This window comes from Noviherbaspirillum cavernae, assembly GCF_003590875.1.
Lineage (GTDB): Bacteria > Pseudomonadota > Gammaproteobacteria > Burkholderiales > Burkholderiaceae_D > Noviherbaspirillum > Noviherbaspirillum cavernae.
On the sequence record NZ_QYUN01000002.1, the window covers coordinates 349,238 to 369,219 of the forward strand.

A 19,982-nucleotide genomic window follows, 5' to 3' on the forward strand; every position below is an offset into this window, starting at 1 on the left:
AGGACGTGCCAGCATTTCGATACGAAGCCGTCGATGCAGTCGGCAATACCAAAAAGGGCGTGGTCAATGCCGACAGCGCCCGCGCTGCGCGTTCCGACCTGCGCTCGCAGGGCATGGTGCCGATCGTTGTCGATGCGATCACCGCGCAAATCGACGAATTTGGGCAAACCAGACGCCGCGCATTCGGTGACAAGCTTTCCACACAGGAACTTGCGTTGTTCACGCGGCAGCTCGCCAGTCTGCTGGAGGCCAGCCTGCCGCTGGAACAGGCATTTTCCGCGTTGCTGGAACAGGCCGAGCGGCCTTATGTGCGTGACCTCGTCGCCTCGATCCGCGCCGAGGTGATGGCCGGCGCCTCACTGTCGGATGCCTTGTCGCAGCATCCGCGCGACTTCGCCGACATCTATCGCGCGCTGGTGGCGTCGGGCGAGCAGATTGGCCAGTTGTCGCGCGTGCTGTCGCGCCTGGCCGACTACATCGAGCGGCGCAATGCACTGGTGCAGAAGGTCCGGCTCGCCTTCACCTATCCCGCAATCGTGACGGTAGTCGCATTCGCCATCGTGATTTTCCTGCTGGCCTACGTGGTGCCGCAGATCGTGTCGGTATTTGCCAACACCAAGCAGAAGCTGCCGTTGCTGACCGTGATCATGCTGGGCATTTCGGACTTCGTGCGCGCCTATGGCTGGATCGTGGCGGTCATCGCGATCGGCGGATTTTTCGCATGGCGCACCGCGCTCAAGAATCCGGACATCAAATACCGCTGGCACAGCTGGCTGCTGACCGCGCCCCTGTACGGCAAGTTCGAGCGCAGCCTCAACACCTCGCGCTTCGCCAGTACGCTGGCCATCACCACCGGCTCCGGCGTGCCTATCCTGCGCGCATTGCAGACCAGTCGCGATACGCTGTCGAATGTTGCCATGCGCGATCAGGTCGAGGAAGCGACCAACAGCGTGCGCGAAGGCGTGAGCCTGGCGCGCGCATTGTCGGCGCACAAGCATTTCCCGCCCATGCTGATCCACATGATCCGCGCCGGCGAAGTGACCGGCGAATTGCCCGCGATGCTGGAGCGCGCCTCCAACGCGCAGGAGCAGGATCTGGAGCGGCGTGCGATGACGATTGCCGGCTTGCTGGAACCGGCCCTGATTCTCGTGATGGGCGTGGTGGTGCTGCTGATCGTGCTGGCAGTGCTGATGCCGATCATCGAAATCAACCAGTTGGTGCGCTAGTGTCCTGAATTTGAAATTCGCTGCATAAAAGATGATGAGAATCGCACCGATACCGCGTCAAAAATGCTCGCAAGGCCTCGGCCTTGCTGCGCTTTTTTCCTCGTCTCGTCGCGATTTCATCACTTTTATTTGCAACCAATTTTCAACTCAGGACACTAGAAAAATATAAGGACACGAATGAGACGCTGGCCCCTTGTTGTGACTTTCCTGCTGTTCATTGCCTTGTGCGCATCCGCCGCGTACTGGGCGATGCAATTGTTCAAGCCGCCGCTGCGCCCGGTTGCTGCACCGCCGCGTGTCGCGCAGGCCGAGGTCAGGACCGATGCCGCCGCCGGCCTGTTCGGCGGACGCGGCGGCAAGGCGGCCGTTGCCAGCAATTATCAATTGAAAGGCGTGATTTTCTCCGGCCGTCCGCAGGACAGCGTCGCCATCCTCAGCGCAGACGGCAAGCCGCCGCAGGCAATAAGGGTGGATATGGAAGTGTTGCCCGGTGTCACCGTGAAGGAGGTGCATCGCGATTACGTGCTGTTGTCGGACAATGGCGTGACCAAACGCGTCGACTTACCGGAAGATGCCAAGGCGGCGAATGTCGCCACCGCTTCGCCGCTGGGCGTGGTGCCTGCGCCGACTCGGCCGACAAGCATGCCGCCAGCGCCGCAGCCGCAGTCGTCAGCAGCACCCCAATCCACGCCACCGCAACCGGCTCCTCCGGTGGCACAACAGCCTGCGCCGCCGCAACCCGCTCCACCGCAACCGGCCCCGCCGCCCGCGGCGCAAGCCCCGGCCCCGGCTACTCCGGTGCAAACGGCGCCGCCCACGACCGTCGTCAACACTCCCCAGCCGGCGCAACCGGCCGCGCCGGCAGCGGGCGCGCCCGCCAGCCCGTCCGGCAGCGCCGTATTCGGAACGCAATCTCCGCCGCTCTACAGTCCGGGGCGCGCCGGTGGCGCACCGCAATAGCGTGCGTTAAGAAACTTGCCGCAGGTGAGGGACTTCCGCATGGTGGAAGTCGGGTATTCGCCGTGAGGTGTAGTTGGTGGGTGACAAGGCGAAGCCGGTGAAGCCGAATTGCAACGCGAGTGAGAGCCGTGACAACCGCCGGCAACAAACAGCACCTCAGTCTTTGTCATCACCGTCCAGCGCCTTCTTCAGCAGCCGATTCTGTAACTGGCGTTTTGCCGACTCCGTTTTCTCATGCGAGCCCGCGACGCGCTGCCTGACCGGTAGCGCAATCGGATTGCGCGGCTTCAGCGCCCGTTGCGATGGCTCGACGCGGATCACCAGCTTCTGTCGATTGCCGATTGTCTTGTTGGCCATAATGAAGGAGAAAAACGCATCCGCGGACCGGGCGGCCCGCAGACTGCGGTTGGTCACAGCACGTAGCGCGACAGGTCGTCGTTGACCGCGAGTGCCCCCAGTTTTTCATCCACATACTTTGCATCGATCGCGATCGTCCGGCCGGAGGCGTCGCTGGCGGAAAAGGAAATTTCCTCCAGCAGTTTTTCCATCACCGTGTACAAACGGCGCGCGCCGATGTTTTCGGTCTTCTCGTTGACCGAATACGCGATTTCCGCCATGCGCTGGATGCCGTCGGGGGTGAATTCCATCTTCACGTCTTCGGTCGCCAGCAGCGCCTCGTACTGCCTGGTCAGGCATGCGTCGGTGCTGGTCAGGATGCGCTCGAAGTCGGCGATCGACAGCGACTCGAGTTCCACGCGGATCGGGAAGCGGCCCTGCAGTTCCGGGATCAGGTCCGACGGCTTGGCCAGGTGGAATGCGCCAGACGCGATGAACAGGATGTGATCGGTCTTGATCATGCCGTACTTGGTGTTGACGGTGGTGCCTTCCACCAGCGGCAGCAGATCGCGCTGCACGCCGGCGCGCGAGACGTCCGCACCACCGACTTCGGAACGCGACGCGATCTTGTCGATCTCGTCGAGGAACACGATGCCGTTCTGCTCGACATTGGCGATCGCCTTCTGCTTCAGTTCGTCATCGTTGATGAGCTTGGCCGCCTCATCCTCGACCAGCAGCTTCATTGCTTCCCTGATTTTCAGCTTGCGCTTCTTCTTGCGGCTGCCGCCAATACCGGAAAACATCGACTTGATCTGCTCCGTCATTTCCTCCATGCCGGGCGGCGCCATGATCTCCATGTGCGGTCCGCTCTCCGCGATCTCGATCTCGATCTCGCGGTCGTCGAGCGCGCCTTCGCGCAGGCGTTTGCGGAAAGTCTGGCGCGTCGTGTTGCCGCTCTGCGCGTCGCCTTCGACCGGCGTGTTCGGCGTCGCGCTGAAGCCGAAATCGCGCGCCGGCGGCACGAGGATGTCGAGCACGCGGTCTTCCGCCGCATCTTCGGCGCGCGTCCTCACCTTGCGCATTTCGCTTTCGCGCGTCTGCTTGATGCCGATGTCGATCAGGTCGCGCACGATGGTGTCGACGTCGCGGCCCACATAGCCGACTTCGGTGAACTTGGTGGCCTCGATCTTGATGAACGGCGCATCCGCCAGCTTGGCGAGGCGGCGCGCGATCTCGGTCTTGCCGACGCCGGTCGGGCCGATCATCAGGATATTCTTCGGCGTGATTTCATGGCGCAACGGTTCGTCCACCTGCTGGCGGCGCCAACGGTTGCGCAATGCGATGGCGACCGCACGCTTGGCGCGCGCCTGGCCGACGACGTGCTTGTCGAGTTCGGAGACGATTTCTTGGGGTGTCATGTTCATGATGTTTTTCGCGAAGCCTATGCTGCGTTATTCCAGGGTTTCGATGGTGTGCGACAGGTTGGTGTAGATGCACAATTCGCCGGCGATCGTGAGCGCCTTCTTCACGATTTCGGCCGCCGGAAGATCGGTGTTTTCCTGCAAGGCCTTGGCGGCCGATTGCGCATACGCGCCTCCCGAACCGATTGCGCCGACGCCGTCTTCCGGCTCCAGCACATCGCCGTTGCCGGTGATGATCAGCGTCGATTCGCGGTCAGCCACCAGCAGCATCGCTTCCAGCCGCCGCAGGATGCGGTCGGTGCGCCAATCCTTGGCGAGTTCCACCGAGGCGCGCATCAAATGGCCCTGATGCTTTTCCAGCTTGCCCTCGAAGCGTTCGAGCAAGGTGAATGCATCGGCCGTGCCACCGGCGAAGCCGGCCAGTACCTTGCCTTGATACAGCTTGCGCACCTTGCGCGCGGTGCCCTTCATCACGATATTGCCGAGCGTTACCTGACCATCGCCGCCGAGCGCGACAAGATTGCCGCGTCGCACCGACAAAATAGTTGTGCCGTGAAATTGTTCCATGCTTTTCCCACAAAAAAGATGCTGCCGTTTATCCAGAAATCATCAATTGCAAATGGGGACAGCAATACTGATTGCAAGTACGGCAGGGCAGGAAAGCGCAACGGGAACAGATGCCCGCGGAGCAGCAGGAGGGAGTGTCGAACCTTGCTCAGGGCGCGGTCAATGCTTGACTGGAATGACGCGTACCACGTCCTTGAGTCCCATGACATTGAAGAGGGCAGCGACGAGATGGTTTACCTGATGGAATTCCATGAGCTTGCCCTGGTGGCAGGACGGTGCCATGCCCGACAACAGCCGGCCGGCAGCGTTGAAATCGACGCGGGTCAGACGCGAGCAATCGATGATCGCCGCTTCGCGGCTGTCAGAGTACGCGGCAAGTGCGACGATGAGTTGATCGACGTTGCCTTCTATGACCGGCGGCATGACGAAGGTGTCCGACGCGCCGACTGCCTGCGGTTGCGCCGCTGCCGAAGTCGTCACCTTGCCCCTGGGCGCGACGAATGCCGGCGGCGAGACTTCAAACGTGATGCAGTAGTCGATGCTGACTTCCTCGAAGTCCTGTTCGCGATTCAGCAGGCGCAGGATTTCCATCAGCAGCAGCCACGCATCCTCGCTGTCGTCGCGCCGTCCCGCCTGCACGATGTTCCTGATCTTGTCGGCCAGTTCGGGCGCGCCGGCCAGAATCAGGTCATGGCCGGATTTCTCCAGCCGCTTCAGCGCACCCAGCAGCAGGCCGCAGCCCGCCGGCTCCACCTCGGTGATGCGAATGAATTCCAGCCGCAATGCGCGATGGCTTTCGGCGAGCCGTTGCACCCGCTCGAACAGCTTCACGCAGCCGGCGTCGAGCTTGCCGGTGAACGGCACCATTGGCGTCGCTCCACTCGACGTCGTCTGCGCTTGCGGCGCGTCCGCCTGACCGAGCATGCGCCATGTCGGCGGCGATGTCTCGAACTTGCTGGCGTATGCAATCGAGAGACTCTCGAATTCCTGCTGCTTGCCGGTGATTTGATGCAGGTCGAACAGCATCCACCACGCCGTCATGGTGGCATTGCCGAGGTTGTCCTGCGCAATCGCGTCGCACAACATCTGCTCGACCATCTCGGGCTGGTTGTTTGCAAACAGGATCGCGGCCTCTTCGATGACGGCGGCTTCCGATGGTGGCGCTGCAACAGCATTGACCGTTGCGCGGCCTTCCAGCAAAAAATCCGTGGCGGAGTCGAGCGTTGCCGGTGCCGCGGTCGTGAAGTCGAGCGGCGGCAGGATCTTTTTTTCTGTAGTCGCCGATACGGGAACCGGTCTGGGGGGCGTTGCGGATTTGAGGGGCTGGACCGTCGCGGGCTTGACGAATTCCGATGACATTTCGGATTCGATCGCATCGATTTTCAAGGCGGTCGCGCGGGCAGCATGCGCGTCGCGTTTCAGGCCTTGCGCACGTTCGCTGCTCGTTCTGTCGCTTGAACGTGATGACGTGCCGTCGCGTCTGGCGCGCGTGGAGTCGGTGCCGGCCGAAGATGTCTGCCGACGATCCTTCTTGGCAAAAAGTGAAAAGATTCCCACGTTTCCCTTGGTGTGACGCATTCGTCCCGCGTCCGTGCAACATCACGCGGGACAAAATTCATAGTTGAATTAAGGTAACACAATTCCTGATCGGACCGATATTAAAAGGGCGTGCCTATTCTTTGTCAATATTGCAATTCGACTGCGTTCCCCGGCGTTAGAACCGTGTGCGCATCCCGATGATCAGACTCCTTCCTGGTTGCGGCGCAACACTCTTGATAACGGACGTCGCCAGCCGGATGTCCTCGTTCAGCAGATTCTTCGCAATCGCAAACCAGGTCAGCCGCGTCGTGCCTATGCGCTGCGTCCAGGACAGATTGGCATCGAGTTGCGTATATGCGGGCGTGACCGTTGTCTCGAACGTCGCGAGACGGTCCTGTTGCAGCGCACGCAATACGGATACGCCGCTGCGCCACACGCCGCGCTTGTCGCCGGCATCGATGCCGACGCGGTTGGCCGGCTGCAACGGCAGGTCGCCTGCGTTATCGAGCACGCCGCGCGAGGTGTCGGCAAAGCCGCGCAAAGACAGGCCTTCGCCGTGCAGGTTGTAGCTGATTTCGGCTTCGCCGCCGCGTATCGTCGCGTTGGCCTGCGACCAGAGCAGCTGCCGGAATTCGGCCGCCGGATCGATGCTGCCTTCGGCATCGACCATAGCGCCGTCGATGCGGCCAAACATGAAATTCCTGATACGGCTCTTAAAAATATTCATCGCCCAGCGAACCGGACCGTCGGTTTTTTGCAACGTCAATTCGATGTTGCGGGAAGTCCCCGCGCGAGCATGGGGTCCCCGATGTCGAACGTCGCGGTGGATTCGTGCGGGCCGCTGGAATAGAGCTCCTCGGCGGTGGGTGCGCGTTGCGCGACAGCGAAGGTGGCGCCGGCGCCATAGCCTTGCGCGAAAGTCCGCAAGCCGCCGAGCGAATACGAGGTCAGATCGAACGAGCGCTGCGGCACGTTATCCGCTTGCGGCGTGCGCTTGACTGATTCGAGCCGTAATCCCGTTCCTCGACCAGGAAGCCCGCCGTCGATATTGATTTTGTGATGGGCACGGTGTCGGCCTTTCCGGCTTCTGCCGACAGTGCCGAGAACCGGTTCTGCGCCGTCTGCACGCCGAACGAGCCGTGCCATCCCGCCAGCGGTGCGTGCGTCAGTTCCCAGCGCGTTTCGAGCGCCTTGTTGGCGAAGTCGGTGGCCGGCGTGCCGTCTTCGGTTTTCTCCGTGTGCTTGTAGTCGGTCGCGCCGAGCTTGAACCTGAAACTGTCGAACATGGAGAGCGGCCGGTTGACCAGACCATCGATATCGAACCGGGTTTGCGTCAGGTCGATGAAGGATTTCTCGGCGGTCTGTTCATCAGCCAGCAACAGCTGCGGCTTGTTGAAGAGCACGCGTGCAATCGCGACGCGCTGCTGCTGGCCCTGACTCAATTGATGTGGTCCGGCCGTCGTCTTGTCGCCACATCGGCGACGTCAGCGGATTCATGCCCGCAAAAAAACAAGCGTGCGTCCAACAGCAACGCACGCTTGTTTCATATCACTTGTCACGCGGGCCGAGGCCCGGATCGATCAGTCGCCGTACAGCTTCTGCTTGAGTTCGCGGCGCTGCTGCGCTTCCAGCGACAGTGTCGCCGTCGGGCGGGCCAGCAAGCGCGGAATGCCGATCGGTTCGCCGGTTTCTTCGCACCAACCGTATTCGCCGGCATCAATGCTGGCGATGGATTGCTGGACTTTCTTGAGGAGTTTGCGTTCGCGATCGCGTGTGCGCAGTTCGAGCGCGTGTTCTTCCTCGATCGTCGCACGGTCTGCCGGATCCGGCACCAGCACGGTTTCACGCAAGTGCTCGGTGGTCTCCCCGGCATTTTTCAGCAAATCGATCTCGAGTTGCTGCAAACGAGCCTTGAAGAAGGCCAGTTGCGCGCCATTCATGTAGTCCTTGTCGCTCATCTGCAGGATTGCCGCTTCGGTCAACAGCGTACCTTTGGATGGGGCATCGGGAGTTGGTTTAGTTGTTTTGGTGGCCACTTCGCTTACTTTCGAAACTACGGGTTTTTCAATTCTATCTCTTAATCCTGCACTTGCATTGTTGCCGCTCATATACGCGTCGGGTGGAACCTCTTTCGAAACTGCCTTGGACGCCGGTTTCAGTATCGTTTTGGCTTTACCGTTTCCTGTTTCCGTTGCGGGTTTTGTGTTGACTGATGCGCCTGCTTTCCTGGCGACGGCTTCTTTCTCGGAGGATTTGGAAGCTGCCTTTGATTTCGTTGCTGTGGTTGCTGTCTTTCCGGATGTTTCTTTCGACGGCTGGACTGTCTTGGCGGGTGTTTTCGCTGTCGGCGGCACGACGGCTTTGGTTGCCAGCTTGCCGGCTCCCTTGGCGGCGGCGCTTTTTGTTGCGGATCTGGTAACGGTTGCGTTCATCGTATCCTCTTTATAGTGAACTGTCCGACCTGCCAGGATTCGCTGCGCTGTTTCCGCCACAGGCGTGTGCCTGTTGCATCAAAGCGCCGCAGACTCCATCGGACGCCGCGTGCAGCGAGCATGCATTGCCGCCAATCGATCTACCTCCACTGATTGAATCTACATCAAAACCGCGTTAGTTTATACCAAACACTGTTCCAGTCCGCGAATAAAAATATCGCTCGGAAGATTCTTTCCGATAAATACCAGCTTGCTGCCGCGCGTTTCGTTTTCGGCCCATTTCGCGCCGATGTCCGTGCCCATCGTCTGGTGGACTCCCTGAAATATCACCTTGCGGTCGGCATTTTCCATCAACAGCACGCCCTTGTAGCGCAGCATCCGAGGTCCATATACTTGCACCAGTCCGCCGAGAAATTCGTCCAGTCGCGCCACGTGAAACGGACGCTCGCTCTTGAACACGAATGCGGCAATGTCGTCGGCATGATGCGCGTGATGGTGATCGTGACTGCAATCAGCGTCGCAGTCGTGATCGTGATGTTCATGCTCATGTTCCGCCGCCAGAAAATCCGGGTCAATGTCGAGCTTGTCGTTGAGGTTGAAGCCGCGGATATCCAGCACCTCGGAAATCGGCGCGTTGCCGAATTCAACCTTGCCGATCGACGCACGCGGATTGATGCGCTTGAGGCGGTTGGCGAGCGTATTCAGTTCGCTGTTGCCGACCAGATCGATCTTCGACAGCAATATCTTGTCGGCAAAGCCAACTTGCCGTTGCGCTTCTTCATGCTCGTCCAGTTGCTGCATTGCATGTCTGGCATCGACCACGGTAATGACGGCGTCGAGCATGTAATGCGTGGCGACTTCATCATCCATGAAAAATGTTTGCGCGACCGGGCCGGGATTCGCGAGGCCCGTGGTTTCGATCACGACACGATCGAATTGCAATTCGCCGGCATTGCGTTTTTGCGCGAGCGTTGCGAGCGCCACGATCAAATCGCCGCGCACCGTGCAGCAGATGCAGCCGTTGTTCATTTCCACGATCTGTTCGTTGCTGTCCTGCACCAGGATTTCGTTGTCGATGTTTTCCGGCCCGAATTCGTTCTCGATGACGGCGATCTTGTAGCCGTGCGGCTCGCGCAGGATGCGATTGAGCAGCGTCGTTTTACCGGCGCCGAGAAAGCCGGTCAGGATGGTGGTGGGAATCAATGCCATGGTGTGAGGTGCGGAAACAGAAATGAGCAGTGGGATATCAATGCGCGCAATCGGCGCACCAGCCCTTGATCGTGAATTCGATGTCATGGCCCTGGAATCCTTTTCCAAGCGATTCCTGCAGGGCGCTTTGCAGCAGCGCTGCGTCGCCGATGCTGTCGAGGCAGAATACCCTGGAGCAGCGCGTGCATTTGAAATGGCCATGTTGATGCTGCGCACCATGACCGTTCTGCCGGGCGCTGGTGCTCGACTCCGCGCCTGCGCTGTAGCGAAACACGCGGTCGTCGCTGGCGATCTTGTGCGCCAGCCCTGCATCCGTCAGGCAATCCAGCGCGCGGTACAGCGTGACGCGGTCCATGTCGACGAAGGTGTCCTGCAGGTCCTGATGCGAAAGCGCGCGGTCGGCACCGAGCAGTGCGGCCAGCACTTTCACGCGCGCATCGGTGATGCGCACGGATGCGTCGCGCAACTGTTTTTCCGCCAGTGCGAGAATCTGCTGCGAGCTCGGTCGGCGCTGACGCTGCACGCTGGAGACATCTGACTTCGATTTCATCGTGGATCAATACAAAGTGAAGCGGATGAACAGATTATGCCGCATTCACTGCAATTGAGTTGCAAGTACTGTCTTGCGCGCCAATCAGGGTTTTTGCAGCAGCAAGCCCTTGAGATATTCGCCTTCCGGAAAACTGGTCGACATCGGATGATCCACGCCCGCAGACAGCCGCCGCAGAATGCGCGCATCGACTTTCGCATCGTTGGCCGCACCGGCCACGATCTTCTGGAACAGGTCCGCGCTGATTGCACCGGAGCAGGAATAGGTGAACAGCAAGCCGCCTTCGCGCAGCAATTGCAGGCCCAGCAGGTTGATGTCCTTGTAGGCGCGCGCCGCACGATCCACGTGATCGGGCGACGAGGCGAACTTCGGCGGATCCAGCACGATCAGGTCGAACGACTTGCCCTGCTCGCGCAGGCTGCGCAATGTCTTGAACACATCGGCATCCAGCCACTCGGCCTTCGTCGAATCGAAGCCGTTCAGCTGCATGTTGCGCTTCGCCGTTTCCAGCGCCTCGCCGGAGGAGTCGATGGACAGCACGCTCCTTGCGCCGCCTTTGAGCGCCGCCAGCGAAAAACCGCCGGTGTAGCAGAAGCAGTTCAGCACATCGCGCCCGGCTGCGTGCGCCATCACGATCCGGCGGTTGTCGCGCTGGTCGATGTAGAAGCCGGTCTTGTGGCCCGTCTTGATCTCCACCGCATAACGCACGCCGTTTTCCGTTACCGGCGTATGGTCTTGCGGTTCGTTGCCGGCGAGGGTGCCGGTTACCAGCGGCAAGCCTTCGCGTTCGCGGACCGAGGCGTCGGAGCGTTCATACACGTTCGGGCAGCCGGTTTCGGCGATCAAGGCTTGCACGATCGGGGTCTTCCATGCTTCCACGCCGGCCGACTGGAACTGGCAAACGAGGTGGCCGTCCTTGCCGGCATACCAGTCGACCACCAGACCCGGAAAGCCGTCCGCTTCGCCGAAGATCAGGCGAATGGCGTCGGTGTCCTTCACGCTGTCCAGCCGGTAAGCGAGCGCCTTCTTGATGCGGCGCTTGATCAATGCATGGTCAATCGCCTCGTTCTCGTTGAAGCTCCAGACCCGCGCCCGGATCTGCGACTTCGGGCTGAAGGCCGCGCGCGCCAGAAACTGGCCGGATGACGAACGCACCACGGCGGTTGCGCCGGATTTCGCCTTCTCCTCGGGCTTGCCTTCGACATGTTCGATCGCGGTCGGGAAAATCCAGGGATGGCGGCGCAGCAGGCTTTTTTCCTTGCCGGGTTTGAGTGTGATGGTCAGCATGGGGATGAATTCAAGTGGTGGTCACCAGTCCGGTCGCGCAGCGCCTGAATGATCGCAAGTTGCTTGCGTCGGAATGGGTTGCATGGTTTCAGCGATAGGGAAAACGCGTCTCAGCTCTTCTTCCTGGCGCGCGGATGTGCCGCGTCATACACCTGCGCCAGTCGCTGGAAATCGAGCGATGTGTATACCTGCGTCGCGGCGATGGAAGCATGGCCGAGCATCTCCTGCACCGCGCGCAAATCACCGGATGACTGCAGCAGATGCGACGCGAAGGAATGGCGCAGCACGTGCGGATGCACATCGGACGGCACGTTCAATGCCTGCGCATGCGCCTTCAGGCGTCGTTGCACCATGCGCGGCGACATGCGCGTGCCGCGCCCGGTCAGGAACAGCGCATGCGGCTCGCCCTTGACGAGGGATTCGCGCACCGCAAGCCATGCCGCGACCGCCTGCAGCGCAGGCTTGCCGACGGGCACCTTGCGCACCTTGTTGCCCTTGCCGGTGACGTGCACTTCCTGCTCGTCGAAGTCGATCCAGCTCGCCGACACGTGATCGTCTTCCTTGATGTAGCGCACATCGAGCGAGGTCAGTTCCGACACGCGCAGCCCGCTCGAATAGAGCAGCTCGAACATGGCGCGATTGCACAACTGGTCGGGCGCTTGCGCATCCTTGCCGGGCCTGCCTTCGGCCACGACGCGTATCGCATCGTCGGCGGACAGGGCCTTGGGCAGGGGCTTGCTGCGCTTGGGCGGCTTGACGCCGTTGACCGGGTTCGACGCCAGTTCCGCATGTTCCGCCAGCCAGTTGAAAAAGCCGCGCCAGGCGGACAGCTTGCGCGCAATGGAGCGCGCGTTCAAGCCTTTCGCATGCATCTGCGAAGCGAATTTGCGGATATGAAAATGGCTGACCGACGCGAACGCGACGTTGCCGGGCAAGGCTTTCGTGTATTCGCTCAGTTCATTCAGGTCGCGACGATAATTGTCAGTCGTGTGCCTGGACAGCATGCGCTGCGTGCGCAGACCGTCGATATGACGGTCGAGCCAGGTCTGATTGCTGTCCGCGCTCACATTCGCATCTAGACAAGCAGGCAAGTCAGCGCCGCGCCTGCGGTATCCGCGATCTTGGTCAGGAAATCGGTGCCCATGTCGGGCGTGAAGCGGCCTGCCTCGGGAGAGCCAAGCACCAGCAGGCCGAATGCTTCCTGCTCGGCACCGGTGCGCAGCGGCAGCATGGCCAGCGACTGTACCGATGCGCCTTCATCGAACCAGGACGCCGCTTCGAAATCGTTGTTCTGGCCGCAAAAAGGCGCGGTCAAGCCATTGCAGAAAATCCTTGCATCGGCGGACACGTCGGCGGCAAACCAGGTGTGCGAAAACTCTTCGGACACGCCCCAGATACGCAGCGTCACATGCGGCACCGCGAAGATCGTCTGCAAGCCGTTGATCAGCGCATGCGGCAGATCGACATCGTTGCGCGCCAGCAGCAGCGAGCGCGTCCACAGCTGGAACTTCTGCGTGATGTCGTCGTTCTCCTGTCCGATACGCATCAGTTCCATCAGGCGCAGTTCCAGCGCCTTGATCTTGTCGCGCAGAACTTCCATCTGTCTTTCCTGCAAGGACACCGTGCGGCCGGCGAGCGGGCTGGTCAGCTTCACTTTCGCCAGCAACTCGCTGTGCTCTTCAAAAAAATGCGGGTTGTCCGACAGATAATCGGCGATGGCGTTGGAGTCCGGTTGATAGGTCATGGATGCAGGCTCGGAAAGGTTGACGGGACTGGTCGGTGCGTGATTTTAACCGACAAAGGCAGCGTTGATTGAGGGAAAAACGTCGTGTCTGTGCGGCGTTGCGGCAACAAAAAAGGGCCTGCGGAGAGGCCCTTGCGACGTGCCGTGCAGGTTCGATCAGATTTCGATCTCGCCTTCGAAAACCACGACTGCCGGGCCGGTCATCATGACGGATGCGCCGTCGCCACCCCAGCCGATCGACAATTCGCCGCCGCGCGTGTTGACCCGCACCGGGGAGTCGAGCAGCCCGCGCCGGATGCCGGCAACCACGGCCGCGCAGGCGCCCGTGCCGCATGCCAGCGTCTCGCCTGCGCCGCGCTCGAATACGCGCAGATTGATCTGATGACGATCGACGATTTGCATGAAACCGGCGTTGACGCGCTTCGGAAAGCGCGGATGGCGCTCGATGACCGGGCCGTCGATGTGCACCGGCGCGGCCGCCGCATCGTCCACCACTTGCACTGCATGCGGATTGCCCATCGACACGGCGGAAATCCAGCGGGTCGCGCCATTGATGTCCAGCGGCCACAGGGTGTCGCCGCCTTCGGATTTCCCCTGCAAGCCGCTCGCGTCGAACGGCACGCGCGCCGCCTCCAGGATCGGTGCGCCCATGTCGACGGTGATGCGGCCATCCGCTTCCAGCGTCGGCTCGATCACGCCCGACATGGTTTCCACCTTGATCGCACGCTTGCCGGTCAAGCCCTTGTCGGTGACGAACTTGACGAAGGCGCGCGCGCCGTTGCCGCATTGCTCGACTTCGCCGCCGTCGGCGTTGTAAATCCGATAGCGGAAATCGACATGCGCCGACTGCGGCTTCTCGACCACCAACATCTGGTCGGCGCCGATGCCGAAGCGGCGGTCGGCCAGGCGCTGCCACTGTTCCGGGCTGAAGTCGATGCGCTGGTTGATGGCATCGATCACGACGAAGTCGTTGCCGGCGCCGTGCATTTTCGTGAATTTGAGTTTCATGCGGTGATTATAGGCCTTCGTCGGTATCCGGAATCCGCGTCTCCGGGGCGTCCGCGCCATAGAAACCCGGCTCGCCGGCCGGCCTGGTCTTGAATCGCTTGTGCGCCCAGAAATACTCGGCGGGTGCTTCCAGCACGCGCTGCTCGATGAACGCATTCATGCGTCGGGTGGCGGCGAACATGTCCTTGCCGGGATAATCTTCCCACGCGGGATAAACGCTCACTTTCCAGCCGCGATAGTGCGGCAGGTAGGTCGCGATGACCGGGATAACCTGCGCGCCCGTCATCGCGGCGATGCGCGCCGTGGCGGTGAGCGTGGCGGCGGGAATGCCGAAGAAGGGCACGAATTCGGCATCGCGCGAACCGAAGTCCATGTCGGGCAGCATGAAGAACGGCACATGCTCGCGCATCGCGCGGATGATCGGCTTGACTCCTTCGCCGCGCGAAAACAGCCTGGTCGGATGAAAGCGCGAGCGGCCTTTGCGCAGCGCTGCGTCGAAAACCTGGCTCTTTTGCCGCGTGTAGATCGAGCACCCCGGCGTATGCATGGCCATCGCCACGCCGGCGACGTCGAGGCAGACAAAATGCGGGCACAGCAGAATGACCGGCCCCGCCTTGATCGCCTCCAGCGGCACGCCCGGCGCGATCGTGATGAGCCGCTCCAGCCGCGCTCTGGATCCCCACCACAGCACGCCGCGCTCGACGACGCTGCGTGCATACGCCTGGAAATGCTTTTTCGCCAAGGCGTCCCGCTCCTGTTCCGACAGCGTGGGCAGGCAAAGGCGGAGATTGGTCAGCGTAATCGCGCGGCGCGGCCGCATGATGGCAAACAGCAGCGTGCCGATTGCCTCCCCCAGACGCCCCAGAATCGGTAGCGGCAGCCAATGCAACAGCCACATCACGCCAAGCAACAATCTCATGTGCTTTCTTTCTCGCGAGAGGCCGGATTGGTCACGCCGGGCGGCGTTTTGTAGCGGTTGTAGCTCCAGAAATATTGCGCCGGGCAGCGTGCAATCAACTGTTCCATAGCGGCATTGATGGCGCGCGCCTGTTGTTCCGGTGTCTTGCCCATGTCTTGTTCGAATGGCACCAATCGCAACACATAACCTTTACCCCACGGCAATCGCTCGGCATACGCCAGAATGATCGGCGCTCCTGTCATCTGTTGCAGTTTGGCCGGCAGTGTCATCGTATAGGCCGGTTTGCCGAAAAAATCCGCCCATACGCCTTCGCCTTGCTGTGGGACCTGGTCCGGCAGCAGCCCGATGGCTCCGCCTTGTTTCAGCGTCTTGAGCAAGGTGCGCACGCCAGCCAGATTGGCGGGCGCGAGCTGCAGCTTGTTGCGCGTTCTTGCACCCTCGATCAGCGGGCGCAGCGCTTCCTTGCGCGGGGGGCGGTACAGCACGGTCAGCGGCGCTTCGGTCGCTGTGACTTGCGCCAGCATTTCGAAGCAGCCCAGATGCGGCGTCAGAAAGATCACGCCGCGTCTGGCGTCGATGGCGATTTTTGCCACTTCCCAGTTTGCAAATACGCCGGCCCGCTTGATCCTCGCGGTGGATGCGAACCAGACGAAGGGGAGTTCCAGCAGATTCTTGCCTGCTTCCCGAATTGCCTGCGCCAGGAATTCGGAGAATCCCGCGCGCGCGATGTTGCTTTTCAATCTGTTGCGATAGGTGGGTGATGCGAGATACACCAGCCAGCCGAGCGTCGCGCCCGACGCATGCAGCACGGGCAGAGGCAGTTTTGACAACAGGCGGAACAGCGTGATGAGCATCAAGGAACGAGGAGGGTTTGTGAAATTTTTCAAGACGCGTAAAATAGCATAGATGTGGTATCCGCCGAGTTAACAGACAACTTGCGAGGCGGCATAAAAATCTCGCTAAAGCGTCGCAGGCTCAGGCAGTTGGCCGCGACATATGGTCAATAACCAATAAAGACAGGAGCCTGCGATGGCAAATGAATATCTCTTCACCTCGGAATCCGTCTCCGAAGGTCATCCCGACAAAGTCGCCGATCAGATTTCCGATTCGATCCTCGACGCAATCCTCACGCAAGACCGGAAGGCACGCGTTGCCGCGGAAACGCTGTGCAATACCGGTCTGGTCGTGCTGGCCGGTGAAATCACCACGCATGCGAATGTCGATTACATCAGTGTCGCGCGCGACACGATCAAGCGCATCGGTTACGACAATGCCGACTTCGGCATCGACTACAAGAGCTGCGCCGTCATGGTGTGCTACGACAAGCAGTCGCCCGACATCGCGCAAGGTGTCGATGAAGGCAAGGGCCTCGATCTCGACCAGGGCGCGGGCGATCAAGGATTGATGTTCGGCTACGCCTGCGACGAGACTCCTGAACTGATGCCGGCTGCGATCTACTATTCGCACCGCATCGTCGAACGCCAGTCGCAACTGCGCAAGGATGGCCGTCTGCCATGGCTGCGTCCGGATGCGAAGTCGCAAGTGACACTGCGCTACGTCGACGGCAAGCCGGTCGCGATCGATACCATCGTGCTGTCGACGCAGCACGCACCGGAAATGGAACACAAGGCGATCGAGGAAGCAGCGATCGAGGAAATCATCAAGCCGGTCGTGCCGAAGGAGTGGCTGAAGAACACGCGCTATCTGATCAACCCGACCGGCCGTTTCGTTATCGGCGGCCCGCAGGGCGATTGCGGCCTGACCGGACGCAAGATCATCGTCGATACCTACGGCGGTGCGGCACCGCACGGCGGCGGCGCATTCTCCGGCAAGGACCCGTCCAAGGTGGACCGTTCCGCCGCATACGCCGGCCGTTACGTCGCCAAGAATATCGTCGCAGCCGGTCTGGCCAAGCGTTGCCAGATCCAGGTGTCCTACGCGATCGGCATCGCCAAGCCGACTTCGGTCATGGTGACCACCTTCGGCACCGGCAAGGTCAGCGACGAGACGCTGGCGCAACTGGTGCAGGAATTGTTCGACCTGCGTCCGAAAGGCATCGTGCAGATGCTGGATCTGCTGCGTCCGATCTATGCAAAGACCGCCGCCTATGGCCATTTCGGCCGCGAAGAGCCGGAGTTCAGCTGGGAGCGCACCGACAAGGCCGCTGCCCTGCGCGCTACCGCCGGTCTGTAAGCGCGCACGACGCTCATGATTTCCTGTACAGCTTCTCGTTCTGGAAAGGCTTGAGTCGTTCGTGCGTGCGTTCCGTCCTGCTGCTGCGATTCTGAGCGCGCTCTTGTGCGCATCTGCCGTCGCCGGCAATGCGGTGCCGCAGACGGATTGGTGCAAGAGGCTCGTGCCGCGTCTGCCCGGTGTCTCGGCGCAAGAGTGCCAGCGCAGCGCACTGGTCCCGACGGGGGCAGCGTCGCTCAAGGGGTTTCCGATCCTGTTGCGCGACGTCCCTGCAAGGAATGTGAAAGAGCCGCTGCGGATTCTGTTGCTGGGTGGAATACACGGCGACGAATTGACTGCGGCGGCGATCGTGTTCCAGTGGCTGCAATGGACTGGCAACGCGCCGGCGAACAAGTTTCACTGGCATGTTGCACCGGTCGTCAACCCCGATGGATTGCTTGCCTCCAAGCCGCAGCGCGTCAATGCGAACGGTGTCGATCTGAACCGAAATTTTCCGACGCCTGGCTGGAAGCAGGATGCGCCTCACTACTGGGCGCGGAAAACCGGCAGCGATCCGCGCCGCTATCCCGGTGCCACGCCGCTGTCCGAGCCGGAAAGCCGCTGGCTGAACGGCGAAATGGAGCGCTTCCGGCCGCAAGTGATCATCTCGGTGCATGCGCCGTATGGCGTGCTGGATTTCGACGGACCGGCGAAGCCGCCGCAGCGTTTCGGGCGCTTGTGGTTCAGCCGCGTCGGCGTGTTTCCCGGTTCGCTCGGCAATTACCTCGGAGTGCACAAGAACATCCCCGTTATCACGATCGAATTGCCCAATGCGCTGGCGATGCCGTCGGATGCCGAAACGAGGCGCATCTGGAATGACATGTTGAGCTGGATCGAGCGCAATGTACCGCAGAAGGGGGCGGTACCGGCCAAGATGCCGCCTGTGCAGCGGACTGCGGCAGCGCCGCAGACGGCTGTGCGATGAGGCGCGTTTGCATCTTTTGAACCAACGAACTACGGTATAATTTCGGCTCCAAGGAGCGTTGCAGCACGGTACTTTTCACACGACCGTGTCAGGCTTGGAACCGAATCTTTTCGCAACGGCGCTCACGTTACTTTTTTCTATTTTTCACAGGAAAGGAGGGCGTGATGAACGCCGCAGTAATGAATTCCCAAACTTCCGCATCGCAAGACTTCCTCGTTGCCGATCTCGGCCTAGCCGACTGGGGCCGCAAGGAAATCAAGATTGCTGAAACCGAAATGCCGGGCCTGATGGCAATCCGCGAGGAATTTGCCGCATCGCAACCGCTCAAGGGTGCGCTGATCACCGGCTCCCTGCACATGACGATCCAGACCGCCGTGCTGATCCAGACGCTGGAAGCGCTGGGCGCGAAGGTGCGCTGGGCGTCGTGCAACATCTACTCCACGCAAGACCACGCCGCCGCCGCGATCGCTGCCAACGGCACGCCGGTATTCGCGTTCAAGGGCGAGAATCTGGATGAGTACTGGGATTTCACGCACCGCATCTTCGAATGGCCGAATGGCGAATATTCGAACATGATTCTCGATGACGGTGGCGATGCAACCCTGCTGCTGCACCTCGGCACCCGCGCTGAAAAAGACATCAGCGTGCTGAACAACCCGGACTCGGAAGAGGCAGTCTGCCTGTTCAACTCGATCAAGAAGAAGCTCGCGACCGATCCGACCTGGTATTCGACTCGCCTCGCGAAGATCCAGGGCGTGACCGAGGAAACCACCACCGGCGTGCACCGCCTGTACCAGATGCACAAGGAAGGCAAACTTGCGTTCCCGGCCATCAACGTGAACGACTCGGTTACCAAGTCCAAGTTCGACAACCTGTACGGCTGCCGCGAATCGCTGGTCGATGGCATAAAGCGCGCGACCGACGTCATGGTCGCCGGCAAGGTCGCCGTCGTGGCCGGTTACGGTGACGTGGGCAAGGGTTCGGCGCAAGCCTTGCGTGCGCTGTCGGCGCAAGTATGGGTCACGGAAATCGATCCGATCTGCGCATTGCAGGCGGCGATGGAAGGCTATCGCGTCGTCACGATGGATTACGCCGCCGAGCACGGCGACATCTTCGTCACCTGCACCGGCAACTACCATGTGATCACGCACGCGCACATGAAGAAGATGAAGGACCAGGCGATCGTCTGCAACATCGGCCACTTCGACAATGAAATCGAAGTCGCCGCGCTGAAGCAATACACCTGGGAAAACATCAAGCCGCAGGTCGATCATGTGATCTTCCCCGACGGCAAGCGCATCATCCTGCTGGCTGAAGGTCGCCTCGTGAACCTCGGTTGCGGCACCGGCCATCCGTCCTACGTGATGAGCTCCTCGTTCGCCAACCAGACCATCGCGCAGATCGAGCTGTACACCAACACCAAGGCGTATCCGGTCGGCGTCTACACGCTGCCGAAGCATCTCGATGAAAAGGTGGCGCGTCTGCAGCTGAAGAAGCTCAATGCGCAATTGACCGAACTGACCGAAGAGCAGGCTGCCTACATCGGCGTGAAGCAAACCGGACCGTACAAGCCGGATCACTATCGCTACTAAGCGTTCGTCAACATGTGCCGTCATTCCCGCCTTGC

21 protein-coding genes and 1 riboswitch are annotated in these 19,982 nt (G+C 60.9%); of the genes, 5 read left to right on the top strand and 16 right to left on the bottom strand.

Features of this window, described 5'->3' with window-relative positions; all coding sequences use genetic code 11:
* The first annotated feature begins 5 nt into the window (after positions 1-5).
* Positions 6-1,226, top strand: coding sequence for a type II secretion system inner membrane protein GspF (gene gspF, locus D3870_RS01735; protein WP_119736164.1), 1,221 nt, complete (start codon positions 6-8; stop codon positions 1,224-1,226).
* Between the two features lie 177 nt (positions 1,227-1,403).
* Complete coding sequence (locus D3870_RS01740; protein ID WP_119736166.1) at positions 1,404-2,186, top strand: type II secretion system protein N; 783 nt, start codon at positions 1,404-1,406, stop codon at positions 2,184-2,186.
* Between the two features lie 156 nt (positions 2,187-2,342).
* Here D3870_RS01740 and D3870_RS01745 read toward each other — a convergent pair whose 3' ends face one another.
* The 16 genes from D3870_RS01745 to D3870_RS01820 all read right to left on the bottom strand — a co-directional run bounded on the left by D3870_RS01745 (position 2,343) and on the right by D3870_RS01820 (position 16,052).
* Positions 2,343-2,543 (bottom strand): hypothetical protein, encoded by a 201-nt coding sequence (locus tag D3870_RS01745; RefSeq protein WP_119736168.1) that lies wholly within the window; start codon positions 2,541-2,543, stop codon positions 2,343-2,345.
* A 53-nt stretch (positions 2,544-2,596) separates the two neighbouring features.
* Positions 2,597-3,946: an ATP-dependent protease ATPase subunit HslU gene (gene hslU / locus D3870_RS01750; protein ID WP_119736170.1), complete on the bottom strand. Its 1,350-nt coding sequence runs from the start codon at positions 3,944-3,946 to the stop codon at positions 2,597-2,599.
* A 27-nt stretch (positions 3,947-3,973) separates the two neighbouring features.
* Complete coding sequence (gene hslV, locus D3870_RS01755; protein WP_119736171.1) at positions 3,974-4,510, bottom strand: ATP-dependent protease subunit HslV; 537 nt, start codon at positions 4,508-4,510, stop codon at positions 3,974-3,976.
* Between the two features lie 159 nt (positions 4,511-4,669).
* Positions 4,670-6,067, bottom strand: coding sequence for an STAS domain-containing protein (locus D3870_RS01760; protein WP_119741527.1), 1,398 nt, complete (start codon positions 6,065-6,067; stop codon positions 4,670-4,672).
* Between the two features lie 157 nt (positions 6,068-6,224).
* Entirely contained in the window at positions 6,225-6,776 is a 552-nt protein-coding gene (locus D3870_RS23145; RefSeq protein WP_340638425.1) for a TonB-dependent receptor, read from the bottom strand.
* 35 nt (positions 6,777-6,811) lie between these two features.
* A complete protein-coding gene (locus tag D3870_RS23150; RefSeq protein ID WP_147375683.1) occupies positions 6,812-7,021 on the bottom strand; it encodes a hypothetical protein in 210 nt (69 codons plus the stop codon).
* Positions 6,997-7,491 (bottom strand): ATP-binding cassette domain-containing protein, encoded by a 495-nt coding sequence (locus tag D3870_RS23155; RefSeq protein WP_147375684.1) that lies wholly within the window; start codon positions 7,489-7,491, stop codon positions 6,997-6,999. Before D3870_RS23155 ends, D3870_RS23150 begins: the two co-directional genes overlap by 25 nt.
* 138 nt (positions 7,492-7,629) lie before the next feature.
* Entirely contained in the window at positions 7,630-8,481 is an 852-nt protein-coding gene (gene dksA / locus D3870_RS22625; protein WP_242489821.1) for an RNA polymerase-binding protein DksA, read from the bottom strand.
* 180 nt (positions 8,482-8,661) lie between these two features.
* A complete protein-coding gene (locus tag D3870_RS01785) occupies positions 8,662-9,690 on the bottom strand; it encodes a CobW family GTP-binding protein (RefSeq protein WP_119736177.1) in 1,029 nt (342 codons plus the stop codon).
* 37 nt (positions 9,691-9,727) lie between these two features.
* Positions 9,728-10,240, bottom strand: a complete 513-nt coding sequence (locus tag D3870_RS01790; RefSeq protein WP_119736179.1) for a Fur family transcriptional regulator — start codon at positions 10,238-10,240, stop codon at positions 9,728-9,730.
* A gap of 84 nt (positions 10,241-10,324) precedes the next feature.
* Complete coding sequence (locus D3870_RS01795; RefSeq protein WP_119736181.1) at positions 10,325-11,527, bottom strand: class I SAM-dependent rRNA methyltransferase; 1,203 nt, start codon at positions 11,525-11,527, stop codon at positions 10,325-10,327.
* Between the two features lie 110 nt (positions 11,528-11,637).
* Positions 11,638-12,594, bottom strand: a complete 957-nt coding sequence (xerC, locus tag D3870_RS01800) for a tyrosine recombinase XerC (protein WP_119736183.1) — start codon at positions 12,592-12,594, stop codon at positions 11,638-11,640.
* Positions 12,595-12,602: 8 nt separating this feature from the next.
* Entirely contained in the window at positions 12,603-13,271 is a 669-nt protein-coding gene (locus D3870_RS01805) for a DUF484 family protein (RefSeq protein ID WP_119736185.1), read from the bottom strand.
* A gap of 156 nt (positions 13,272-13,427) precedes the next feature.
* Positions 13,428-14,279: a diaminopimelate epimerase gene (gene dapF / locus D3870_RS01810; RefSeq protein WP_119736187.1), complete on the bottom strand. Its 852-nt coding sequence runs from the start codon at positions 14,277-14,279 to the stop codon at positions 13,428-13,430.
* 7 nt (positions 14,280-14,286) lie between these two features.
* Entirely contained in the window at positions 14,287-15,198 is a 912-nt protein-coding gene (locus D3870_RS01815) for an LpxL/LpxP family acyltransferase (RefSeq protein WP_119736189.1), read from the bottom strand.
* Positions 15,195-16,052: a lysophospholipid acyltransferase family protein gene (locus tag D3870_RS01820; RefSeq protein WP_119736191.1), complete on the bottom strand. Its 858-nt coding sequence runs from the start codon at positions 16,050-16,052 to the stop codon at positions 15,195-15,197. Before D3870_RS01820 ends, D3870_RS01815 begins: the two co-directional genes overlap by 4 nt.
* A 175-nt stretch (positions 16,053-16,227) precedes the next feature.
* Between D3870_RS01820 and metK the strand changes: the two genes are divergently transcribed.
* The 3 genes from metK to ahcY all read left to right on the top strand — a co-directional run bounded on the left by metK (position 16,228) and on the right by ahcY (position 19,947).
* Positions 16,228-17,391: a methionine adenosyltransferase gene (metK, locus tag D3870_RS01825; protein ID WP_119736193.1), complete on the top strand. Its 1,164-nt coding sequence runs from the start codon at positions 16,228-16,230 to the stop codon at positions 17,389-17,391.
* Between the two features lie 61 nt (positions 17,392-17,452).
* Positions 17,453-18,355: a M14 family zinc carboxypeptidase gene (locus tag D3870_RS01830; RefSeq protein ID WP_242489822.1), complete on the top strand. Its 903-nt coding sequence runs from the start codon at positions 17,453-17,455 to the stop codon at positions 18,353-18,355.
* Between the two features lie 44 nt (positions 18,356-18,399).
* Positions 18,400-18,486: riboswitch (S-adenosyl-L-homocysteine riboswitch) on the top strand.
* A 33-nt stretch (positions 18,487-18,519) separates the two neighbouring features.
* Positions 18,520-19,947 (top strand): adenosylhomocysteinase, encoded by a 1,428-nt coding sequence (gene ahcY / locus D3870_RS01835; protein WP_119736194.1) that lies wholly within the window; start codon positions 18,520-18,522, stop codon positions 19,945-19,947.
* The last annotated feature ends 35 nt before the right edge of the window (positions 19,948-19,982 follow it).

Excerpts from the sequence above, each read along its gene's own strand:
- D3870_RS01740 (WP_119736166.1), top strand. The coding sequence starts at position 1,404 with ATGAGACGCTGGCCCCTTGTTGTGACTTTCCTGCTGTTCATTGCCTTG.
- D3870_RS01745 (WP_119736168.1), bottom strand. The coding sequence starts at position 2,543 with ATGGCCAACAAGACAATCGGCAATCGACAGAAGCTGGTGATCCGCGTC.
- hslU (WP_119736170.1), bottom strand. The coding sequence starts at position 3,946 with ATGAACATGACACCCCAAGAAATCGTCTCCGAACTCGACAAGCACGTC.
- hslV (WP_119736171.1), bottom strand. The coding sequence starts at position 4,510 with ATGGAACAATTTCACGGCACAACTATTTTGTCGGTGCGACGCGGCAAT.
- D3870_RS23145 (WP_340638425.1), bottom strand. The coding sequence starts at position 6,776 with ATGAATATTTTTAAGAGCCGTATCAGGAATTTCATGTTTGGCCGCATC.
- dksA (WP_242489821.1), bottom strand. The coding sequence starts at position 8,481 with ATGAACGCAACCGTTACCAGATCCGCAACAAAAAGCGCCGCCGCCAAG.
- D3870_RS01785 (WP_119736177.1), bottom strand. The coding sequence starts at position 9,690 with ATGGCATTGATTCCCACCACCATCCTGACCGGCTTTCTCGGCGCCGGT.
- D3870_RS01790 (WP_119736179.1), bottom strand. The coding sequence starts at position 10,240 with ATGAAATCGAAGTCAGATGTCTCCAGCGTGCAGCGTCAGCGCCGACCG.
- D3870_RS01795 (WP_119736181.1), bottom strand. The coding sequence starts at position 11,527 with ATGCTGACCATCACACTCAAACCCGGCAAGGAAAAAAGCCTGCTGCGC.
- D3870_RS01805 (WP_119736185.1), bottom strand. The coding sequence starts at position 13,271 with ATGACCTATCAACCGGACTCCAACGCCATCGCCGATTATCTGTCGGAC.
- dapF (WP_119736187.1), bottom strand. The coding sequence starts at position 14,279 with ATGAAACTCAAATTCACGAAAATGCACGGCGCCGGCAACGACTTCGTC.
- D3870_RS01815 (WP_119736189.1), bottom strand. The coding sequence starts at position 15,198 with ATGAGATTGTTGCTTGGCGTGATGTGGCTGTTGCATTGGCTGCCGCTA.
- D3870_RS01820 (WP_119736191.1), bottom strand. The coding sequence starts at position 16,052 with ATGCTCATCACGCTGTTCCGCCTGTTGTCAAAACTGCCTCTGCCCGTG.
- metK (WP_119736193.1), top strand. The coding sequence starts at position 16,228 with ATGGCAAATGAATATCTCTTCACCTCGGAATCCGTCTCCGAAGGTCAT.
- ahcY (WP_119736194.1), top strand. The coding sequence starts at position 18,520 with ATGAACGCCGCAGTAATGAATTCCCAAACTTCCGCATCGCAAGACTTC.